The 19,413-nt window shown below is 67.6% G+C and carries 23 protein-coding genes; 9 read left to right on the forward strand and 14 right to left on the reverse strand.

Annotated elements, in window-relative coordinates:
* Positions 1–3 precede the first annotated feature (3 nt).
* From ACT9AS_RS00655 to ACT9AS_RS00665, 3 genes are read right to left on the reverse strand one after another with little or no spacing between them, the layout of a single operon-like run.
* Positions 4–267: a hypothetical protein gene (locus ACT9AS_RS00655; RefSeq protein ID WP_445098184.1), complete on the reverse strand. Its 264-nt coding sequence runs from the start codon at positions 265–267 to the stop codon at positions 4–6.
* Positions 267–593, reverse strand: coding sequence for a hypothetical protein (locus tag ACT9AS_RS00660; RefSeq protein WP_445098185.1), 327 nt, complete (start codon positions 591–593; stop codon positions 267–269). Before ACT9AS_RS00660 ends, ACT9AS_RS00655 begins: the two co-directional genes overlap by 1 nt.
* Positions 594–612: 19 nt before the next feature.
* On the reverse strand, positions 613–2,745 hold the full coding sequence (locus tag ACT9AS_RS00665) for a TonB-dependent siderophore receptor (RefSeq protein ID WP_445098186.1): 2,133 nt from the start codon (positions 2,743–2,745) through the stop codon (positions 613–615).
* A 441-nt stretch (positions 2,746–3,186) separates the two neighbouring features.
* On the opposite strand from ACT9AS_RS00665, the gene ACT9AS_RS00670 reads away from it, so the two are divergent.
* Entirely contained in the window at positions 3,187–4,545 is a 1,359-nt protein-coding gene (locus ACT9AS_RS00670; RefSeq protein WP_445098187.1) for an amidohydrolase, read from the forward strand.
* A 294-nt stretch (positions 4,546–4,839) separates the two neighbouring features.
* Here the strand turns inward: ACT9AS_RS00670 and ACT9AS_RS00675 are convergent, their stop codons facing one another.
* Positions 4,840–5,523, reverse strand: coding sequence for a glutathione binding-like protein (locus ACT9AS_RS00675; protein WP_445098188.1), 684 nt, complete (start codon positions 5,521–5,523; stop codon positions 4,840–4,842).
* Positions 5,524–5,777: 254 nt separating this feature from the next.
* On the opposite strand from ACT9AS_RS00675, the gene queF reads away from it, so the two are divergent.
* The 4 genes from queF (at position 5,778) to ACT9AS_RS00695 (ending at position 8,416) form a co-directional block, all read left to right on the forward strand.
* Complete coding sequence (gene queF / locus ACT9AS_RS00680; RefSeq protein WP_445098189.1) at positions 5,778–6,605, forward strand: NADPH-dependent 7-cyano-7-deazaguanine reductase QueF; 828 nt, start codon at positions 5,778–5,780, stop codon at positions 6,603–6,605.
* A gap of 109 nt (positions 6,606–6,714) precedes the next feature.
* Positions 6,715–7,047, forward strand: a complete 333-nt coding sequence (locus tag ACT9AS_RS00685) for a LysM peptidoglycan-binding domain-containing protein (protein ID WP_445098190.1) — start codon at positions 6,715–6,717, stop codon at positions 7,045–7,047.
* A gap of 45 nt (positions 7,048–7,092) precedes the next feature.
* A complete protein-coding gene (locus tag ACT9AS_RS00690; protein WP_445098191.1) occupies positions 7,093–7,581 on the forward strand; it encodes a hypothetical protein in 489 nt (162 codons plus the stop codon).
* 106 nt (positions 7,582–7,687) lie between these two features.
* The gene (locus ACT9AS_RS00695; protein ID WP_445098192.1) at positions 7,688–8,416 is read left to right on the forward strand and encodes a UPF0149 family protein; all 729 of its coding nucleotides are present in this window, start codon (positions 7,688–7,690) and stop codon (positions 8,414–8,416) included.
* A gap of 216 nt (positions 8,417–8,632) precedes the next feature.
* Here the strand turns inward: ACT9AS_RS00695 and ACT9AS_RS00700 are convergent, their stop codons facing one another.
* From ACT9AS_RS00700 to ACT9AS_RS00715, 4 genes are all read right to left on the reverse strand, one after another.
* Positions 8,633–8,971 (reverse strand): tRNA-binding protein, encoded by a 339-nt coding sequence (locus tag ACT9AS_RS00700; RefSeq protein ID WP_445098193.1) that lies wholly within the window; start codon positions 8,969–8,971, stop codon positions 8,633–8,635.
* 226 nt (positions 8,972–9,197) lie between these two features.
* A complete protein-coding gene (gene crcB, locus ACT9AS_RS00705) occupies positions 9,198–9,581 on the reverse strand; it encodes a fluoride efflux transporter CrcB (protein WP_445098194.1) in 384 nt (127 codons plus the stop codon).
* A 19-nt stretch (positions 9,582–9,600) separates the two neighbouring features.
* Complete coding sequence (locus ACT9AS_RS00710; protein WP_445098195.1) at positions 9,601–9,906, reverse strand: hypothetical protein; 306 nt, start codon at positions 9,904–9,906, stop codon at positions 9,601–9,603.
* Positions 9,903–10,247 (reverse strand): DUF2200 family protein, encoded by a 345-nt coding sequence (locus tag ACT9AS_RS00715; protein WP_445098196.1) that lies wholly within the window; start codon positions 10,245–10,247, stop codon positions 9,903–9,905. Before ACT9AS_RS00715 ends, ACT9AS_RS00710 begins: the two co-directional genes overlap by 4 nt.
* Before the next feature lie 50 nt (positions 10,248–10,297).
* On the opposite strand from ACT9AS_RS00715, the gene ACT9AS_RS00720 reads away from it, so the two are divergent.
* Positions 10,298–10,678, forward strand: coding sequence for a GFA family protein (locus ACT9AS_RS00720; RefSeq protein ID WP_445098197.1), 381 nt, complete (start codon positions 10,298–10,300; stop codon positions 10,676–10,678).
* 42 nt (positions 10,679–10,720) lie between these two features.
* On the opposite strand, the gene ACT9AS_RS00725 is transcribed toward ACT9AS_RS00720, so the two are convergent.
* The 5 genes from ACT9AS_RS00725 to ACT9AS_RS00745 form a co-directional block, all read right to left on the reverse strand.
* Positions 10,721–11,380 (reverse strand): alpha/beta fold hydrolase, encoded by a 660-nt coding sequence (locus tag ACT9AS_RS00725; protein WP_445098198.1) that lies wholly within the window; start codon positions 11,378–11,380, stop codon positions 10,721–10,723.
* Between the two features lie 110 nt (positions 11,381–11,490).
* On the reverse strand, positions 11,491–12,036 hold the full coding sequence (locus tag ACT9AS_RS00730; protein ID WP_445098199.1) for an AAA family ATPase: 546 nt from the start codon (positions 12,034–12,036) through the stop codon (positions 11,491–11,493).
* Positions 12,027–12,380, reverse strand: a complete 354-nt coding sequence (locus tag ACT9AS_RS00735) for a DUF4440 domain-containing protein (RefSeq protein WP_445098200.1) — start codon at positions 12,378–12,380, stop codon at positions 12,027–12,029. Before ACT9AS_RS00735 ends, ACT9AS_RS00730 begins: the two co-directional genes overlap by 10 nt.
* Entirely contained in the window at positions 12,377–12,661 is a 285-nt protein-coding gene (locus ACT9AS_RS00740; protein WP_445098201.1) for a hypothetical protein, read from the reverse strand. Before ACT9AS_RS00740 ends, ACT9AS_RS00735 begins: the two co-directional genes overlap by 4 nt.
* Before the next feature lie 196 nt (positions 12,662–12,857).
* Complete coding sequence (locus ACT9AS_RS00745; RefSeq protein WP_445098202.1) at positions 12,858–13,667, reverse strand: trypsin-like serine protease; 810 nt, start codon at positions 13,665–13,667, stop codon at positions 12,858–12,860.
* 186 nt (positions 13,668–13,853) lie between these two features.
* On the opposite strand from ACT9AS_RS00745, the gene ACT9AS_RS00750 reads away from it, so the two are divergent.
* From ACT9AS_RS00750 to ACT9AS_RS00760, 3 genes are all read left to right on the forward strand, one after another.
* Entirely contained in the window at positions 13,854–14,834 is a 981-nt protein-coding gene (locus ACT9AS_RS00750) for a glycosyl hydrolase 108 family protein (protein ID WP_445098203.1), read from the forward strand.
* Positions 14,831–15,271, forward strand: coding sequence for a hypothetical protein (locus ACT9AS_RS00755; RefSeq protein WP_445098204.1), 441 nt, complete (start codon positions 14,831–14,833; stop codon positions 15,269–15,271). Before ACT9AS_RS00750 ends, ACT9AS_RS00755 begins: the two co-directional genes overlap by 4 nt.
* A 342-nt stretch (positions 15,272–15,613) precedes the next feature.
* Positions 15,614–17,854, forward strand: a complete 2,241-nt coding sequence (locus tag ACT9AS_RS00760; protein WP_445098205.1) for an NADP-dependent isocitrate dehydrogenase — start codon at positions 15,614–15,616, stop codon at positions 17,852–17,854.
* A gap of 329 nt (positions 17,855–18,183) precedes the next feature.
* Here ACT9AS_RS00760 and ACT9AS_RS00765 read toward each other — a convergent pair whose 3' ends face one another.
* Positions 18,184–19,338 carry a DUF4344 domain-containing metallopeptidase gene (locus tag ACT9AS_RS00765; protein ID WP_445098206.1) on the reverse strand — a complete coding sequence of 385 codons (1,155 nt, stop codon included), beginning with the start codon at positions 19,336–19,338 and terminating at the stop codon, positions 18,184–18,186.
* Positions 19,339–19,413: the final 75 nt, after the last annotated feature.

Consider the following 19,413-nt stretch of genomic DNA (forward strand, 5'->3'; position numbering starts at 1 on the left):
TCCTCATGCGACCCATCCGGTCGCCTGCAGCAGCCACAATGCGCCGAGCGTGACGACGGCCGAACCGCCGATCCAGGCCCACGCACGCAGGCCGCTGCCAAAACGGAAAGCGGCGGCGGCGATACCGATCCACAGCGGGAAGAGCGCCACCATCCCCGGCACCAGAGTCGCCTGCCACGGCCCCGGCCACAGCCGCCCGACCAAGCCGACCAGCGCCGCGGCGAGGACGAAACCCGCCAGCGCGCCGGCGGTCGCGCGGCCCCACATCAGTCGTTCTCCAGAGGCGCGTGCGGCATCGCCGCGGGATGTAACCGGCGCGTATCCACCGCCGGTCGTGCGTGGGTCCACCACGCCAGGTACGGCAACGCCAGCGCCGACAGCATCCACGTCGCCAACATCGCGCACAGCCCGGCGCCGACGCCGGACAGCGCGGCCCATACGAGCAGCGACAGCAATGCCAGCGCGCCAGCGGCGATCCGCAAGCCGCCGCGGCGCACGGCCACTCTCCACCCGCAATTGGGCGATGCCAGGTACAGCGCCAGTGCCGACGCTACCGCCGTGACCGTCGCCAGCAGACCCAGTGCGAGATCCATCAGTCGGCCCCGTCCACCATCACCAGCGGTAACGCACGGTCGCGGTGACGGTGCGCGGGTGGCCGTAGTAGCACCACATCGCGCTGTTGCAGACCGCCACGTATTCCTTGTCCATCAGGTTGCTGGCGTTGAGCTGCAGGCGCCAGCGGTCGAAGTCGTAATGCACCGCGGCGTCGAACAGGGTGTACGACGGCGTCTTCCACTCGTTGTAGATGTCGCCGTAGACCGAGCCGGTGTGGCGCACGCCGCCGCCGAAGCCGAGCCCCGACAGCGCGCCGTAGGCGATCGTGTAGTCGAGGCCGAGTGAGGCCTGCTGCTCCGGCACCAGCGCGACGCGCTTGCCGAGCGCGGCGGCATCGGTGGTCTGCGTGACTTCGGTGTCCATCCAGGTCGCCGCGCCGTACACGCCGAGGGTCGGGGTCAGGTTCCAGCGGCCTTCCAGCTCGACGCCGCGCACCCGGGTCTCGCCCTGCTGCACCGAGAACAGCACGTGGTCGGGATCGACACTGAGGGTGTTCTGCTGGCGGATGTCGTACACCGCCAGCGTCGCCAGCCCGCGGCCGCTGCGCGGCAGGTACTTGATGCCGGCCTCGACCTGCTCGCCGGTGGTCGGCACGAACGCGTTGCCATCGAAGTCGACGCCGACCGTCGGCTGGAACGATTCCGACCATGCCACGTACGGCGCGAAGCCCGAATCGAACACGTAGTTGACACCGACGCGGCCCGAGAACGCGTCGTCCGATTGCCGGCTGCGCGTCACCGGGTCGGCGATCAGGTTGTCGGCGCGCGTGCGCACCTCGTCCTGGCGGCCGGCGACGGTGACCACCCAGCGGTCGAGCCGGATCTGGTCCTGCAAATAGACGCCGGTCTGCTCCTGCACCTTGTCCTCGTGGAAGGTGTAGTCGGGCACGATCACCTCGGCGCCGTAGACCGGGTTGAACACGTCGATCGGGTCGATGCCGAACGCGAACGCCGAGGCGTAGTCGCTCTGCAGGCGGCGGTAGTCGACGCCGGCCAACACGGTGTGCTGCCACGCGCCGGTGTCGAAGTCGAAGGTCACGTTGTTGTCGACGCCGAACGACTTGGAGTGTTCTTCCAGCGGGAACAGATAGCGGTTGAGCGTGCGCCCGTCCTCCTGCAGTCCCAGCGTGCCGACGCCGGCATCGTGGTCGACGTCGGTCTCGCCGTAGCGCAGGTTCTGGCGGAAGGTCAGGCCGTTGGAGAAGGCGTGCTCGAACTCGTAGCCGGCCGACTTGCTGGTGCGCAGGTAGTCGTTCCAGCCCGGCTCGCCGGTGAACACGCTCGGCGAAATCTTGCCGTGCGGGCTAGGCAGCAGCGTGCCTTCGGCCGGCAGGAAGCCGCTGCCGTTGGCGGTGTCGGATTTCTGCCAGCGCGCGAGCAGGGTCAGCGAGGTCGCGTCGCTGGGCTTCCATGCCAGCGCCGGGGCGAAGTAGTAACGGTCGTCCTCGACGGTATCGACCAGGTTGTCGCTGTTGCGCGCCAGACCGGTGAGCCGGTACGACCACGTGCCGGCATCGTCCAGCGGACCGCCGAAATCGAATGCCGCCTGGCGCAGGTCGAAGTTGCCGAGCTGCACCTCGACCTCGCGCAGCGGCACGTCGGTCGGGCGCTTGCTGACCAGGTTGACCAGCCCGCCCGGCGGCATCGCGCCGTAGGACACCGACGACGGCCCCTTCAGCACGTCCATGCGCTCCAAGCCGTACGGCTCGATGCGGGTGGCGCCGGTCCAGACGCCGTCGGTCAGCGCCAGCCCGTCCATGTAGCGCGCCGGGCTGAAGCCGCGCACCAGCAGCCAGTCGCTGCGGGTGTCCTGGCCGTAGCCTCCGCCCTGGGTGCCGGCGAGGTACCACATCGCCTCGTCGATGCCGTGCAGGCCGCGGTCGGCGAACTGCTGCGCGCCGACCACCGACACCGACTGCGGCGCCTCGGTGATCAGGGTGTCGGTCTTGGTGACGGTCTGGCTGCGCTTGATGATCCGCGCCTGCACCTGGACGGTGTCGAGGGTGGTGGCATCGGGGTCGGTATCGGCGGGTGCAGCGACCTGGGCGGCAGCCGGCAGCGCGGCCAGCAACGCCAGGGCGAGCAGGCTGGCCCGCGGGAACGGGAATCGGGCAACGGCGAAACGGGACATGGGGAACCTTGTCGTGGATGAGGTTCGCGCGTCCGTTGCGCAGGCGACGCCGGCATGGGCTCGGCGGGCTCTAAATGGAAATCATTCTCATTCTAGGGGTTCACCCCGATCCACGGCAATGCGCTGGCCGTGGAAGATGGAAGGGGCAAGGGTTGGCGGGCCAATACCGGCGTATTCCGCTCCGGCCCGTTTCAGGCTCCGCTCCGCTTGCGGCGTCGTATGACCCCACCTGTAGGAGCGACGTAAGTCGCGAACGCCTCGCCGTTTCCAATCGCGGTAGACGCTGGCCGCTTCGAAGTCTCCCGCAGCCTGCTTCGACCTTCATCCACGCAAGCGGATCTCAACACCTCGGATCCGGCAGTGCGTTCGCGACTTACGTCGCTCCTACAACCGCGTGCGCCTCGCGTTAGGATCGGCGTTCCGTTTCCGGGGAACCACGCCATGCGCCAGCTGCTCCTGTCCATCGCACTTGCCAGCCTGCTGGCGCCGACCGCCGCCGCACAGACACCCGCCTCCCCGACCGCTTCGCCGGCAAGCGACGCGTCATCGCCGTCGCAGCGGCCCGAAGTCGGCGCGGCCGCGACGCGCCTGCAGGACGAGGTGGTCGAGCTGCGCCGCTGGTTCCACCAGCACCCGGAACTGTCCAACCGCGAGGAGCAGACCGCGGCCAAGGTCGCCGAGCACCTGCGCGCGCTCGGGCTGGAACCGCGCACCGGCATCGCCCACCACGGCGTCACCGCGATCATCGAAGGCGGCAAGCCCGGCCCGAAGATCGCCCTGCGCGCCGACATGGATGCGCTGCCGGTCACCGAGCAGACCGGCCTGCCGTTCGCGTCGAAGGTCACCACCAGCTTCAACGGCCAGCAGACCGGCGTCATGCACGCCTGCGGCCACGACGCCCACACCGCCACCCTGCTCGGCGTCGCCGATGCGCTGGTGGCGATGCGCGACGAACTCCCGGGCCAGGTGATGCTGGTGTTCCAGCCGTCCGAGGAAGGCGCCCCGGCCGGCGAGGAAGGCGGCGCGTCGTTCATGCTCGAGGAAGGCCTGTTCGCCGACTTCAAGCCCGAGGCGATGTTCGGCCTGCACGTGTTCTCGTCGTTGCCGGCCGGCACGATTGGTGTCCGCGGCGGGCCGCTGATGGCGGCGTCGGACAAGTTCACGATCACCGTCAACGGCCGCCAGACCCACGGTTCGGCGCCGTGGGGCGGGATCGATCCGATCGTCGCCGCGGCCGACATCATCGGCAGCGCGCAGACCGTGGTCAGCCGCAACACCAACATCGCGAAGTTGCCTGCGGTGGTGAGCTTCGGCTCGGTGCACGGCGGCATCCGCTACAACATCATCCCCGACTCGGTCGAACTGGTCGGCACCATCCGCACCTTCGACGAAGGCATGCGCTCGAAGATCCACGGCGAGCTCGACAACATCGCCCGGCACGTCGCGGCCGCGCACGGCGCCACGGTCGAGACCGACATCCCGGTCGGCACCGGCAACCCGGTCACGGTCAACGATCCGGACCTCACCGCGAAGATGCTGCCGAGCCTGCGCGCGGTCGCCGGCAGCGAACACGTAATCGAACCGCCGCTGCAGATGGGCGCCGAGGACTTCGCCTATTACGCGAAGGAAGTGCCGTCGATGTTCTTCTTCGTCGGCGCCACCGCGCCCGGGATCGACCCGGCGACCGCGCCGAGCAACCACTCGCCAAAGTTCATGCTCGACGAGTCGTCGCTCGACCTCGGCCTGCGCGCGCTGCTGCAGGTGTCGCTGGATTACCTGCACGGCACGCCCGACGCCTGAAGGAAGCCCAATGGGCCGAGGCTTTCCTGTAGGAGCGACGTAAGTCGCGATCGCCTTGCCATGGCCGGACGCGATAGACGTTGTCCGCACCGGGGTCTGCCGCAGCGACTTCGGCCCAGTTCCACGCAAGCGGAACTCCACACCCCGGACCGGGCAGTGCGTTCGCGACTTACGTCGCTCCTACAGGGGTGGGTGATCGGCCGTCTGGTGGGGCGGCCGACTCCGGATCGCGGCTGAAGCCGCACCCGCAAGCGGGCATGCCCGATGCGAAAAGGCGCGAAGCGGATGGGTTGCTCAGCCCAGCTCTCCGACGGAATGCGGATCGATCGAGTACGGATGCCACTCGGCCAGGTGCCCCGGTTGCGCCCACACGCGCTTCAGCCATTCGCGGAAATGCGGATACGGCTGCAGCGACAGCCCGGCATCCCCGGCGCGGCTGGCGTAGGCAAACACCGCGATGTCGGCGATCGTGTACGCGTCTCCGGCAACGAACGCCCGCGTCGCCAGTTCCGCATCGAGTATCCCCAGGGCCTTCAGCGCGGCATCGCGACGCGCGTTGACCATCTCGTTGCTGCGCCGCGCCAGCTTGCCGGTCATCGTCCAGTGACGCAGCGTGCCGATCTGGCTTTCGACCCGCTCCTGCTCGAAGCACAGCCACTGCTGCACCCTGGCCCGCGCGAACGGCTCGTCCGGCAGGTACGCCGTGCCGTCCGCGAGGAAGCCGAGGATCGCGTTGGATTCGGCCAGCACCCGGCCGTCATCGAGCCGGATCGCGGGCACGGTGCCGGTCGGGCTGATTGCGCGGTACTCCGGCCCGCGTCCTTCGCCTTCGAAGATGCTGACGATTTGGGTGCGGTACGGGCGTTGCAGGTGGGCGAGCAGCTGGCGCACCTTCCAGCCGTTCTGCGAGGGGAGGTAGTCGAACAGGGTCAGCATGGCGGGGGCCTCTTGGCGGCCGGTCAGTCTCGGGGGAGCCATCGTTTCCCGATATCCGTTTCTTGCGCCCGCTGTCCGCCGCCAGCCGTTGTAGGAGCGACGTAAGTCGCGATCTCCTCGCCGTAACCGGCTGCGACAGGCGTTGTCCGCTTCGAGGGTTCAGGCAGCAGCTTTGGCCGGGGTCCACGCAGGCGGACTTCCGTGCCCAGGACCCGGCAGTGCATTCGCGACTTACGTCGCTCCTACAAAAGCGGCGGGGCCCCTCCGTTGCCGCCGTCGCGCGCGATAATGCTTCGATGAATGCCAACGACCCCACCGCCGCCCTGCCGCTGGGCCGCAGCGTCGACTACCCGCGCGAGTACGACGCCGCGCTGCTGTTCCCGATCGCGCGCGCGCTCGGCCGCGCCGAGGTCGGGCTGGCCGGTGACGCGCTGCCGTTCACCGGCCACGACCGCTGGCATTGCTACGAGCTCGGCTGGCTCGACGGCCGCGGCAAGCCGCACGTGGCAACCGCGACCCTGGCGGTGCCGGGCGATTCGCCGAACCTGGTCGAGTCCAAGTCGCTCAAGCTCTACCTCAACTCGTTCAATGCGACCCGCTTCGAGCACGCCGATGCCGTGCTTGAGCGCATCGCCGCCGACCTGTCGCGCGCCGCCGGCGCATCGGTGTCGGTCGCGTTCGGGCTGCCGCCGATCGACGATAGCGACGAGCATGCCAGCTCGATCGACGACCTCGACGTCGCCATCGACCACTACGGCCCGCCACGCGCGGAGTTCCTGCGCGCCGACGCCGGCGACATCGTCGAGGAAACCCTGTCCAGCGGGCTGCTGAAATCCAACTGTCCGGTCACCGGGCAACCCGACTGGGCGCGGGTGGTGATCGCCTACCGCGGCCCGCGCATCGACCGGGAAGGCCTGCTGCGCTACCTGGTCTCGTTCCGCGACCACTGCGAGTTCCACGAGCAGTGCGTCGAACGTATCTTCAGCGACCTGCTCTCGCTCGCCAATCCGCAACGCCTGTCGGTCGAGGCGCGCTACACCCGCCGCGGCGGGCTCGACATCAATCCGGTGCGGGTGCTGCCCGGGATGCCGCTGCCGCCCCCCGGACGCGACCAGCGCCAGTAGCACGACGGTCCCCGCCACGCCGCCCGTTTCATTCACGGCGGCGCGATGCGGTCTTAACAATCCGGCTGGCATCGTGACTCCGCCCATACCGGCAGGAGGCCTCGAAGCCATGACCACCCCCGACAAGAAAGCCGACTTCTCCGGCGTCAGCAGCAGTGTCGACACCACCGCCAAGAAAGAGCGCGACAAGGCCGACTTCTCCGGTGTCAGCGCCAGCGTCGACACCACCGCCGAGAAGGTCGGCGGCGGCGAGCAGACCTACACGGTCGAGCGCGGCGACACCCTTTCGCAGATCGCCAAGCAGTTCTACGGCAAGGCCAGCGAGTGGAACACCATCTTCCAGGCCAATCGCGACCAGCTCGACGATCCCGACCTGATCCAGCCCGGCCAGGTGCTCAAGATCCCCGGCGCCGACACCCCATCCACCGACGGCACCCGCTGAGTCGCGCCCGCCATTTCCGGCACGCCATCCCAGGAGACCCATCCCATGACTGCCAACAAACTCCACTACGCCGTCGCCGCCGCCCTGCTGGCCTCGCTCGCCCTGGCCGGCTGCAAGAAGGACGCCGAACCCGTCGCCACCACGCCGACGCCGGTCGAGCCCGCGCCGCTGCCACCGGCCGAGCCGATGCCGACGCAGCCGCAGACCGCGCTCAACGTCAGCGCCATCACCCTCGGCACCGAAGCCGGCGCCGACAAGAAGATCGCCAGCCCGATGACCACCTTCGCGCCGGACGACGACATCGTGGTCTCGATCGACACCAACGGCGCCGCCAGCAACGCCGAGATCGCCGCCAAGCTGGTCTACGAGGACGGCCAGACCGCCGGCGAGCAGAAGCAGTCGGTGACCACCACCGGCATGGAAACCACCAACGTGACCTTCACCAACGCCAACCCGTGGCCGACCGGCAACTACACGGTGGAAGTGTGGGTCAACGGCACCCAGGCCCAGACCACGACCTTCAACGTGCGCTGAGCCGACGCTCTCTCCCCCACCCCCGGGTGGGCAAACTGGGCGCGACTCCGGTCGCGCCCGTTTTTTTGCGACTACCATGGCGGCCCGACCCGCCAGCGCTTCCGCCATGACCAGCCCCAACGTGCCCACCTACCTCGACGACGACCAGATCGAGCGCCTCGCCGACCTGCTGGAACAGCGCGCGGTGCCGTTCAAGGGCTTCAACCTGGAAGCGCTGGACGGCTACCTGTCGGCGCTCGCCGTGTCCCCGGAAACCCTCCCGATGACCGAATGGGAGCCGGCGGTCTGGGGCACCCCGCCGCGCTGGAGCGACGCCGACGAGCGCGCCGCGGTCGAGAAGTTGCTGCTCGGCCACCAGAACATGGCCGCCGCCCGCGTGCGCCACGGTGGCGACGATCTGCCCGACCACCTCGCCCCGCTGTTGTGGCTGCCCGAGGACCCCGACCTGCAGGGTGACGATGCCGAACAGGAAGACGAACTCGACGTCGGCCGCGACTGGGCACTGGGCTTCTTCACCGCCGTCGGCCTGCGCGAGGCCGCGTGGGACCGGTGGCTCGACGACAACGAATGGATCGACGAAGTGTTCGGCCTGCTCGACCGCCTCGCCAGCGGCGAAGTGCTGGGCGACGACCCGTCCGCCCCCGCGACCCCGATCGGCTACCGCGAGCGACTGGAGATCGTCGCCGGCCTGCCCGACATGCTGGCCGACCTGCACCACCACCGCATCGACGCCCTGACCCCGCGCGAACCGATCCGCCGCGAAGCCACCCCCGACCGCAACGCCCCCTGCCCGTGCGGCAGCGGCAAGAAGTACAAGAAGTGCTGCGGCGCATAAGCAGTATCAGCGCCGAAGTCCGAGATCTCCCCGCGCCTTGGACTCGGCGTTATGTAGGAGCGACGTGAGTCGCGAACACCTCGGCATTGCAACCGCGGTGACGACCCATGGGTTCAGAGCGTCGCGACTCACGTCGCTCCTACAGACACCCGGATTCCATCGCGTACAAACATCCGGGTGCCATCGGATACAACCACCCGGCCCCCATCGCGGCGATCACAACAACCGCGTACCCAACGGCACCGCCCTGTCCGGCACGCACAGCGCGACATCCCCGTTCGCATCGTGGAATCCCGTCACCAGGCACTCCGACATCAACGGCCCGATCTGCTTGCGCGGGAAATTCACCACCCCCACCACCAGCCGCCCGACCAGCTCCTCCGGCGTATAGAGCGCGGTGACCTGCGCACTCGACTTGCGCACCCCGACCTCCGCACCGAAATCCACCTGCAACACATACGCCGGCTTGCGCGCCGCCGCGAACACCTCCGCACCGACAATGCGCCCGACGCGCAGCTCGACCTTGAGAAAGTCATCAAAGGTGATGGTGTCCATCGCAGATTCCCCGTTCATGCGGCGGCGCGCCCTCTCCACGTCCACGCGGTGGCGCCTTGCCGAAAGTCAGAATGCTGCCACGCACACCGCAACGGCGACACCACCCCCATCCACCACCCGCGCCCCCCTGTAGGAGCGACGTAAGTCGCGAACTCCACACCCCCACCAACAATCCCCCAACTCCCTCGCCCCAAACTCGCAACAACACCCCTCCCGCGCCGCCCACTCAACGCGGCAACAACCCAACCACCCGCATCCCCACCCACACCGCCGCGATCCCCAGCACCACGCTCGACCCCGCATACAACGCCGCGACCCCGAACTCCCCACGCCGCAGCAGCTGCGTCGCCTCCAGCCCGAACGCCGAGAACGTGGTGAACCCACCCAGCACGCCGGTGAACAACAGCAACCGCGTCCCCGGCCCGAACACCTCGTAACGCGCCGCCGCGCCGGCCAGCAACCCCATCACCAGGCAGCCGAACACGTTGACCGCGAACGTGCTGTACGGAAACCGCTGCTGCGCCGCGACGTGCAGCACCAGCCCGCCCAGCTTGTAGCGCGCGACCGAACCGATGAAGCCGCCGATGCCGACCAGCAGGATGTCCTTCATCGCGGGCAGGCTCCCGGCGTCATCGCCCCGCCTCGATGATGAGCGCGGCCGCCACCAGCCCGATGCCGAGCACCGAGGCCAGCCGCCCACCGGCATCGACCGGCAGCGGTTCGCCCGCCGCGTTGCGCGGCCGCCCGAGATCGTTGCGGTACGTGCCGTAGGCGATCGCGAGGAAGCCGACGCCCTTCAGCAGGTCGTCGGTCGCCCGGCCGTAGAAGAAGAAATCGCCCAGCGTGACCACACCGAGGATGCCCGCCACCCACAGGAAGATCTTCGCGGCCATGCCCAGCGATGCGTTTTCCGAATGCATGTCGTCGCCCATCATCGCAGGATCTTCTCCATCGCCTTCCCCCTGGCCAGCTCATCGACCAGCTTGTCCAGGTACCTGATGTTCCGCATGAGCGGGTCTTCCACGTCCTCGACGCGTACGCCGCACACCGTGCCCTTGATCAGCGCGACGTTTGGATTGAGTGCGGGTGCCTGGGCGAAGAACGTCTCGAAATCGTTCTCCTCCTCGATCTGGTCCTCCAGGCCCGCACGGGTGTAGCCGGTCAGCCAGCAGATGATGCTGTCCACCTCGTCCCGCGTGCGCCCCTTGCGCTCCGCCTTCTGGACGTACATGGGATAGACCTTGGAGAACCCGGTCGTGAAGATGCGATGCTTCATGATGATCCGCCGTGGGCGCTTTGCCCGCGTTATATCAAAGGAGGCCCAGCATGGACCGATTCACCGGCGGCTGCCTGTGCGGCGACGTCCGCATCGTGGCATCGGGACGCCCGGACCGGGTCGGCGTTTGCCATTGCCTCGACTGCCGCAAGCATCACGGCGCGCTGTTCCACGCGTCCGCGATATTCGCCAGCGATGCGGTAACCGTCGAGGGCGAACCACACGACTACGCGGGACGGCACTTCTGCCCCCGCTGCGGTTCGTCGGTTTTCGGTCGCAGCGGGGACGAAGTCGAAGTGAACCTGGGATCGCTGGATGCCCCGGATCAACTGATGCCGACCTACGAACTCTGGACCGTCCGCCGCGAGTCCTGGTTGCCGGCGTTTCCGCTCAGGGAGCGATACGAGCGTGACCGTCAGGAGCCGGCTTGAGTTGGGCTGATGTACGACCGCACCTGCGCCCCGACGGACCAGTCAACGCGCGGCAACTTCCCTGAAGATCTTCCGCATCTCGGTGAACTCCTCGTCCGTCGCCAGTGCAACGTGGCTTGCGTCCGGGGAGAGCCGGATTTCCACCTTGGGCAGCAACGCGGCGAGTGCCTGGATGCTTTCGACCGGCGCGTTCTCGTCGTCCTCGCCGTGATGGATGAAGACCTCGGGCGTCGAGCCGTAGTCCGCGCCATCCCATCGACCCAGCAACACCTGGAAGTCCGCCCAGGCACCGTGCGAAAGATCCGCGGGCAGGCCCCACGACTCAAGTTGTTGCATCGCGGTGTCGTAGTCGTTGTCACCGAACAGCGACAACAGTTGCAGTGTCTGCGGCGACGAAACGGTCGAGACGAAGGTTTCCGGTGTTCCCATCGAGGCGAGCAGGTAGCAGGCCCGCACCTTGCCGGGATGGTTGCTCGCCAGGTGCAGTGCAAACGGACCGCCGCCGCTGCCGCCCATGACATCGAGCGCTTCCAGTCCGTTGCTGTCGAGGTACGAGATGACCTGCGCGGAGCAGTGATCGAACGATGGAACGCACTGGTTGTCGTCGTACCACGGCCGGGTGGGACAGATCAGGCGGATGCCGAGCTCGCTCGCGAGTTCCGAGAACTCCGCTCCAGACTCGCCCTTCTGGGGCGTCCCCATGAAAAACAGCAGCGGAACTCCCGAGGGATTACCAAACTCGTGGAAGCGCATGGAGATTCCTTCTCAGCGTTGACGGTCAGGCCTGATAGTCCCGTATGCGCGAGCGCCTGTCAGCCGCCCGGTTCAACCCGTGCAAGGACGAACGCCACGCGCTCCTGCACCGGCACCCGGGGAATGACGCAGGTCCGATACCCGGCATCGATATACGCCGATACGGTCGACTGGTAGGACCGGGCCGCGCGTTCGAAGCTCGCGCGGCGCTCATCGTCGCGCACGTAGATCTCCGGCCACGGCTCCGCGACGAATACCGTGCCGGCATAACGGCATCGCGTTGCAGCCGCCACGAGATCCGGCGCCGCGTCGGTGCCGAGGAACCGCAGCCACTCGGTGACTGCGCGATCGAAGAACACCGGCGCCGCCAGCGACGAGGCCGCTTCATGGTCCCGGATGCTGCGGGCCAGGACCGCTTCCATGAAAGCCGCGCGATCGGTCCACGGCAGGATGCCGCTGCCGCACGCCTGCTGCTCGCGCATGACCGCCAGGCCTGCTTCCGGGACAGTGGCGTATCCGAGCTCGCCCAGCGCCGCCACCAGCGTCGACTTGCCGGCCCCGGAGGCGCCTGTAATCACATGGTGCCGGCGTCCCGTCACGCCCACGCTGGCGTCTGGTGATGCAGGACCAGTTGCCATCGATCGCCGCTATGCACATAGGTGGAACTGCATTGCGCCGCGTACGCGGTGTCGGCCGAACCGCGATCGGCGCGCACCGCATAGGCCAACACCGCGGTGACGTCGCCGGCCAGCACCTGGTGCCGATGCTCGAACGCGACGTGCTGCCAGCGCGCGGCCGACCGGATCGATGCGATCGCGGCGTCGCGGTCGAGCACCCCGGTCGGCGCCGGCAGCACCATCAACGCCTCCGGCGCGAGCGTGCGTTCGTAGAAGTCGGCGCCGCCGCGCCAGAAGCCCTCTTCGAGGGACCACAGGGTGTCGGGTTTCATGGCGCCTCCCGTGTCGTGCCAGCGCGCGCCCCACGCCGGACCCGCGACGCCAGCGCGCACCCCAGGCCCGCCGCCGCAACGCCCCAGAGACCGGACACCGGGATGGCGACCGGCGCCCACATCCGCGCCTCCGGCCCCGCCGGGAACACCAGCGAAGTGAACGCGACGACCGCCGGAACCACCAGCGCACCGGCCACGATGCTGGCGAACACGCCGTGCCCGCGGTAACGCAGGCCGGCGGCTGCCAGCAATGCGCCGGCGATGCTTGCGATGAGAGCCATGGGTGGACACCTTGGCGTCGGCGCCGAGCGCGCCCGATGTGCGCAGGGTAGCAATATCGAAACAGGCGACCTCCCCCGATTTTCGGCGCGGCCGGCGCATGCTGCCGGGCAGGATATTCAGTTGAGCTTTCCGCAGTTGCAGGAGGCGAGGCGGATCGGCATCAACTCAACTCCTCAAGTGCACCGCGAGCGGACGTTACGGCTGCCCTGACATCACGCGCTCGATCCAGTCGCTGTAGTGGCTCAGACGGACGTTGCAGAAGGTGTGGCCGTACTGTCCGGGCCGCGCGGTCCTTACGTCGCCCGGGAGGAACTTCCAGGACGCCAGGCCGGCCAATCGCCATTGGCCATCCACCTCGATGAGTGCGGGGCCGCCGCTGTCGCCATTGCCGGTCGAACCCTCAAGCGGAAGCGCCGCCGGCGGTGCGTCGAACACGTAGCAGAACCAGCGGTCGTGGGCGCTGGTGACCGTGTTGAACGCGCGGCGAAGCTCCGTGCGATTGGGACCCTTGGGGTCGTGCCCGGTGGCGCCCGTCCCCGTGGCCCCCTTGCCGATGATCTTGATGACCCGGTTGGCCTCGTCGCCGCCCGTGTGGATCGCGATCGGGGCGATATCGGTCACCGGCTGCGCCAGCCTGACCAGCGCGATGTCGTCGGCCGAGGCGAGCCACACCAGTACCAGCACGGCTTCGCCGGTGGTCATGGCCTGGTGGATCAGCTTGTCAGGCGGCGTCTTGTAGCCCGGATGCACCACCACGCGCTCGACGTCCCGCGGCGTGCCGCCGATGACCACCTGTTTGATTTCGTGCGGGACGGTGTGGGCGGCGGTAATCACCCACTGCGGCGCGACGAGAACGCCATGCGCCTCGCCGGGCATGTCGACGAGCGCGGGAAACTCGGGAGCCGGGATCCGGTATTCGGAGTCGTCGACGTCATGCCGGATGACGACGGCGCTGGTGGTGGAGGACGCTACGAGAAAAAGCGTGAGCAGCAGAGGTCGAATCATGCGGTGGTTCCTTGCGGCGGTTGGCCAAATGGCGAGTTATCGGATTCCGCTTCGGCGCTGGTCCCCTGAAGAACACGAACCTTCGCGCATTCAGGGATAGTCAAACAACCGGGCATCCACACTCTCTTGTTATGCTGCGTTCGGTCTTAAGGCGATATGGAGATTGCCGTGTCAAGGATGTGGATCGTGCTGGGCGACGTTACCAGCAGCGGCGGACGGGTGGTCACCGCCTCGCAGTTCACCGATATCGACGGGAAGGGCGTTGCCCGACGCAACGACAAGGCGACCTGCCCTCAACACAAGGGTGTGTTCGCGATCATCGGTGGCTATGACCCCACCACCATAATCGACGATGCCGAAGTAACCTTGCACGGAGCAGCGCTCGAGTGCGGTTGCCAGGTGTTGGCCACACAGCAGCTTCGTGTGTTGAACGTCAGTGCACCCGGCCCCGCCGCAACGCCCGCTTCCATGAGCGTCGGTAGTGCTCAAGCTGCGTTTGCGCAGCAGGAATTCACGCCATACAGCGGTATGGAGCTTCGGGCGAGCCCGATGGATGTATCAGACGCTGCGGCAGCCGGTAGCGAAGCCGCGGAGGACACCGAACCTGACGATTGCGCCACAAGGTTCAGCAAGGTGTCCCGTATCGTTCTGCTTAATGAAGGCGGCTTTGTCGACGACCCCGATGACGCCGGCGGAGCGACGAACATGGGCATTGCGTGGGGCACGTGGCAAAGCTATGCAAAGACGGATCTTGGTGTCGACCCGACGCTTGAAAATCTGAAGCGGCTCACAGCTGACCAGGCAGAGACGATCTACCGCAAACGCTACTGGGAACCTCGCGGTTTCTGCAAGATCGACAATCCTCGCGTGGCACTGATGGTCTACGACTGGACCATCACCTCGGGCAAGGCGATACGCGAGGTACAGGAAGTCCTTTCGGAGCAGTTCGGGAAGGACATCCCCGCCGACAACGTGATGGGTCAGAAAACTATCGACGCCATCAACGAAGTGCCGGACCAAGAGGTGCTGCTCACCGCAATTGCCAGCGCCCGCAAGGACTACTACCGGTCCCTGACCTTCAACCGGGACGGTAGCCACAACAGCAATCAGAAATTCCTGAAGGGCTGGCTTGCCCGCGTCGACCGTTGCCTGGGAGTGGATCAATGAAGTGTTTGAACACCGTCGCGATCGCTGTCACCTGCATCGCCCTGAGCGCTTGCGCGGCAACCAGAGCCGATCCGGGGCCATCCGACCTTGCCGGCAGCTGGGAGGAGGAAACGCTACGCCCCGGCAGCCAGATGCCCTACTCGGTGCTCACGGTCGAGCTTCGCGTATCCGGCCGGAAGATCGCGGGCTCGTACTGTTTCGTTACCCGCTTCGGGAAGAAGATCGACTGCGATCCCGACAGTGGCGACAATCTCGGCGGCGTCGTCAATCCGGACGGATCGGCAACCATTTCGTTCGATTCAACCTTTGGCGCGGAGGGTGGCAAGGCCGTTCTGACCTCCCGTGGCGACGAGATGGAATGGACGACCGTCGAGCCACCGACCGGCGGCGATTTCTACGGCCCCGAGTCGGCGCTACTGCAACGGGTCGGTCACTAAACCGGCATACGCGTTCGGACCAGCAACTGACTGTCAGCCACTGGCAGCACACGGCTGCGCCACGCTTTGGCGGCAGCCACTTCGGTTGGGTACGCGCGATATGTGCAGCGCAACCGGCTGGCCATCGGTGATCGTGGTCGGATCGCACCCGTCCACGATCGGAAACGTCCCACTCCTGTTTGGACAACACTCCGTTGCGTCACGGTACGGCGAGTGAGCGCATGCGTCAGCGTACGGGGGGTTGTTCCACATTTCCGCACTAGTCATTGCCAACGGTTTTTTGCCCCACCTCCCCCAAAACGCGACAATCACCGGCTCCCAGTTCGCAAGCGAGCCGCCCCCATGTCCGACACCCCCCAGTCCCAGCCCCCGGTGATCATCTACACCCTCACCGACGAAGCCCCGTTCCTGGCCACGCAGTCGCTGCTGCCGATCGTCGAGGCCTTCGTCGAGAGCGCCGGTATCGCGGTGGAGACGCGCGACATCTCGCTGGCGGGGCGGATCCTGGCGCAGTTCCCGGACGTGCTGCCGGCCGACAAGCAGGTCGGCGACCACCTGGCCGAACTCGGCAAGCTGGCCACCACGCCGGAAGCCAACATCATCAAGCTGCCCAACATCTCGGCCTCGGTGCCACAGCTCAAGGCGGCGATCAAGGAGCTGCAGGCGCAGGGTTACCCGCTGCCGGACTACGTCGACGAGCCCAAGACCGACGCCGAGCGCGACGCCAAGGCGCGCTATGACCGGGTCAAGGGCAGCGCGGTCAACCCGGTGCTGCGCGAGGGCAACTCGGACCGCCGCGCGCCGTTGTCGGTCAAGAACTACGCGCGCAAGCACCCCCACCGGATGGGTGCGTGGTCGGCGGATTCGCAGTCGCACGTGGCGCACATGGACGGTGGCGACTTCTACGGCAGCGAAAAGTCGGTGATGGTCGACAACGCGACCGACGTGCGCATCGAGCTCGTCGGCGCCGATGGCGTGACCACGGTGCTGAAGGAGAAGACCTCGCTGCTCGACCGCGAGGTGATCGACGCATCGGTGATGGACACGCGCCGGCTGGCGCAGTTCATCGATGCGCAGATCGACGATGCCAAGGCCAAGGGCGTGCTGTTCTCGCTGCACCTGAAGGCGACGATGATGAAGGTGTCCGACCCGATCATCTTCGGCGTCGCGGTCAACCGCTTCTACGCGCCGGTGCTGGCCAAGTACGACCGCGAACTGATGGAGGCCGGTTTCGATTCGAGCAACGGTATCGGTGATCTGTACGCGCGGCTGTCGTCGCTGCCGGCGGACCTGCAGGCGTCGATCAAGGCCGACATCGATGCGCTGTACGGCGAGCGCCCGGCGCTGGCGATGGTCAACTCCGACAAGGGCATCACCAACCTGCACGTGCCGAGCGACGTGATCGTCGACGCGTCGATGCCGGCGATGATCCGTGACAGCGGCAAGATGTGGAACGCGAAGGGCGAGCTGCAGGACGCCAAGGCGATCATCCCCGACCGCTGCTATGCCGGCATCTACCAGGTGGTCATCGACGACTGCAAGGCGCGCGGCGCGTTCGACCCGGCGATCATGGGCAGCGTGCCCAACGTCGGCCTGATGGCGCAGAAGGCCGAGGAGTACGGCAGCCACGACAAGACCTTCCGCGCGCCGCGCGACGGCACCATCCGCGTGGTCGATGCTGCCGGCAAGGTGCTGCTGCAGCACGCGGTCCAGGCCGGCGACATCTGGCGCATGTGCCAGACCCGCGACCTGCCGGTACAGGACTGGGTGAAGCTGGCGGTCAGCCGCGCGCGCATCAGCGGTACGCCGGCGGTGTTCTGGCTGGACCCGCAGCGCGCGCACGATGCGCAGCTGATCGCCAAGGTCGAGCATTACCTGAAGGACCACGACACCAAGGGCCTGGACATCCAGATCATGGCGCCCGAGGAGGCGATGCGGGTGTCGCTGTCGCGCGCGCGACGTGCGCTGGACACCATCTCGGTGACCGGCAACGTGCTGCGCGACTACCTGACCGACCTGTTCCCGATCATGGAGCTGGGCACCTCGGCCAAGATGCTGTCGGTGGTGCCGCTGATGGCCGGCGGCGGGCTGTTCGAGACCGGCGCCGGCGGCAGCGCGCCCAAGCACGTGCAGCAGTTCGAGGCCGAGGATTACCTGCGCTGGGATTCGCTCGGCGAGTTCCTCGCGCTGGCGGCGTCGCTCGACCATGTCGCCGAGACCACCGGCAATGCCAAGGCGCGGGCGCTGGCGGAGGCGCTGGACAAGGCCAACGGCGCGTTCCTCGACAACAACAAGTCGCCGTCGCGCAAGCTCGGCGGGATTGACAACCGCGGCAGCCATTTCTACCTGGCGATGTACTGGGCGCAGGCGCTGGCGGCGCAGGACGACGATGCGGAACTGAAGGCGAAGTTCGCGCCGTTGGCAAAGGCGTTGACGGAGAACGAGGAGAAAATCGTCGGCGAGCTGATTGCGGCGCAGGGCAAGCCGGTGGAGATGGGCGGGTATTACCACCCGGACCTGGCGAAGGTGGGCGCGGCGATGCGGCCGAGTGCGACGTTGAACGCGGCGTTGGCGGGGGTGTAGCCGGCGTTGGCGTGCGGCCGCGTTTGCGCGATGTTGCGCGGTCGCGGCTTGCGGCGCTCGTACCAGAACAGGAAGCCCGGGGTCGCTTGCGATGCCCGGGTTTTCTTTTTGGCGAGTGGCCCCGCGGGCGGTGGGTTGATTGTCGGCGGGAGGGGCGTGTCGGGGTGGTGAGGTTGCGGAACGGGGGTGCGTTGCGTTTGGGGTGTCTGCTCGGTCGCGACTTACGTCGCTCCTACATGGGGAGCGTGTGCGGTCGCCTGTTCGTTGTTGTAGGAGCGACGTGAGTCGCGATCGCACGACGCACGCGCCAGCCCGCTCGCGTTCCGGAGCTATGGCGCCGCCCGCCCCGCTTCCTCGATCCGCTCCCCTATCTCCACCGGCTCCATGTCCTGCCCGTTCCCATGCAGTCGCTTCGACGCCTGATCCGCCTCTGGCTCCGCTTCCGGCCCAGCCTCCGGCGCCAACACCTCCCCCAGTTCCACCGCCTCCACCCGCTCCCTTTCCCGCGGCCGGAAATCCTGCCGCTCCTGCAACCACGCCTGCGCTTCGGTCTGGTCCATCCTGTAGGCCGGCGCGAGGTGCGGCAGCAGCAGCCGCATCCAGGCGTTGCTGGCGCGGCTGGCTTCGGCGGGGCAGGTGCGGGCGCGTGATTCGGGCAGGTCGCCGCGCGCGACGATGTCGGCGAAGCGCTCGGGGTCGGAGCCGTACAGCAGGCACTGCAGGTTGAAGTAGCGCTGCAGGTTGAGCGAGTGGGCGTCGGCGTAGGCGTCCAGCGAGAATTCGGTGTCCACGCGCGACAAGAACCACAGCGAGGCCATGCGCAGGTTGTCGGCGATCTGCTTGGGCGACTCGCTGTCGCTGCCGATGTACTGCATCAGCGAGGTCGCGAACTGGTCGACGGCGTCTTCCTGGCGGCCGGTCACCGGCAGGTCGAGCAGGTCGATCAGGGCGTGGCCGGTCTCGTGCGCGACGATGAAGCGCACGTTGGCGAGGACGTAGCGGATGGCGATCTGCCCGGGCGTGCTGTCGCCGAAGTCGAAGCCTTCGCCGCCGGTTTCGGCCAGGTGTTCGCCCTGTCCGTAGAGCGCGTGCAGCATTTCGTAGCAGAGCACCACTTCGTGCCTGTCGGGCAGGTAGAACGCATCGGCCTCGCCGCAGGCCTTGGCGACGTAGGTGATCGTCGCCGGCAGCAGCAGCAGGCCGTCGAGCCATTCCACCTCGGGCAGCTTGCGCAGCAGGTCCTGTTCGCGCACGCGGCGGGCGGTGGGTGCCAGCGCCGGGTCGCCGGTGTCGAGGTAGCGGTAGGCGAAGTTGACCGGCTGGATGGCGGGCGTGTCTTCGGCGGGGGTGGCCGGTGGCATGGGGACGGCGGGGGACGGCTCGACCGGCGGCGTGTCGCGCCCGGACCAGGCGGCATGGCCGCAGGCCCCGACGACGGCGCCGACCGCGACCAGCAGCAGTGCCTTGAGAATCCTGTGCAGCATCGGCGTCCCCTCCCTCATGCGCGGACCGGGCCATGGTACGGCCCGGCCGCGCGCGGCGCTGCCCGCCGCTCAGTC

This window comes from Lysobacter sp. F60174L2, from assembly GCF_052547135.1.

Coding starts and splice junctions, on each gene's coding strand:
- ACT9AS_RS00755 (WP_445098204.1), top strand. CDS start 14,831: ATGAAGTGTTTGAACACCGTCGCGATCGCTGTCACCTGCATCGCCCTG.
- ACT9AS_RS00765 (WP_445098206.1), bottom strand. CDS start 19,338: ATGCTGCACAGGATTCTCAAGGCACTGCTGCTGGTCGCGGTCGGCGCC.
- ACT9AS_RS00735 (WP_445098200.1), bottom strand. CDS start 12,380: ATGAAACCCGACACCCTGTGGTCCCTCGAAGAGGGCTTCTGGCGCGGC.
- ACT9AS_RS00725 (WP_445098198.1), bottom strand. CDS start 11,380: ATGGGGACGCCCCAGAAGGGCGAGTCTGGAGCGGAGTTCTCGGAACTC.
- queF (WP_445098189.1), top strand. CDS start 5,778: ATGAATGCCAACGACCCCACCGCCGCCCTGCCGCTGGGCCGCAGCGTC.
- ACT9AS_RS00710 (WP_445098195.1), bottom strand. CDS start 9,906: ATGATGGGCGACGACATGCATTCGGAAAACGCATCGCTGGGCATGGCC.
- ACT9AS_RS00760 (WP_445098205.1), top strand. CDS start 15,614: ATGTCCGACACCCCCCAGTCCCAGCCCCCGGTGATCATCTACACCCTC.
- crcB (WP_445098194.1), bottom strand. CDS start 9,581: ATGAAGGACATCCTGCTGGTCGGCATCGGCGGCTTCATCGGTTCGGTC.
- ACT9AS_RS00745 (WP_445098202.1), bottom strand. CDS start 13,667: ATGATTCGACCTCTGCTGCTCACGCTTTTTCTCGTAGCGTCCTCCACC.
- ACT9AS_RS00695 (WP_445098192.1), top strand. CDS start 7,688: ATGACCAGCCCCAACGTGCCCACCTACCTCGACGACGACCAGATCGAG.
- ACT9AS_RS00720 (WP_445098197.1), top strand. CDS start 10,298: ATGGACCGATTCACCGGCGGCTGCCTGTGCGGCGACGTCCGCATCGTG.
- ACT9AS_RS00700 (WP_445098193.1), bottom strand. CDS start 8,971: ATGGACACCATCACCTTTGATGACTTTCTCAAGGTCGAGCTGCGCGTC.
- ACT9AS_RS00660 (WP_445098185.1), bottom strand. CDS start 593: ATGGATCTCGCACTGGGTCTGCTGGCGACGGTCACGGCGGTAGCGTCG.
- ACT9AS_RS00685 (WP_445098190.1), top strand. CDS start 6,715: ATGACCACCCCCGACAAGAAAGCCGACTTCTCCGGCGTCAGCAGCAGT.
- ACT9AS_RS00655 (WP_445098184.1), bottom strand. CDS start 267: ATGTGGGGCCGCGCGACCGCCGGCGCGCTGGCGGGTTTCGTCCTCGCC.
- ACT9AS_RS00715 (WP_445098196.1), bottom strand. CDS start 10,247: ATGAAGCATCGCATCTTCACGACCGGGTTCTCCAAGGTCTATCCCATG.
- ACT9AS_RS00665 (WP_445098186.1), bottom strand. CDS start 2,745: ATGTCCCGTTTCGCCGTTGCCCGATTCCCGTTCCCGCGGGCCAGCCTG.
- ACT9AS_RS00670 (WP_445098187.1), top strand. CDS start 3,187: ATGCGCCAGCTGCTCCTGTCCATCGCACTTGCCAGCCTGCTGGCGCCG.
- ACT9AS_RS00675 (WP_445098188.1), bottom strand. CDS start 5,523: ATGGCTCCCCCGAGACTGACCGGCCGCCAAGAGGCCCCCGCCATGCTG.
- ACT9AS_RS00740 (WP_445098201.1), bottom strand. CDS start 12,661: ATGGCTCTCATCGCAAGCATCGCCGGCGCATTGCTGGCAGCCGCCGGC.
- ACT9AS_RS00690 (WP_445098191.1), top strand. CDS start 7,093: ATGACTGCCAACAAACTCCACTACGCCGTCGCCGCCGCCCTGCTGGCC.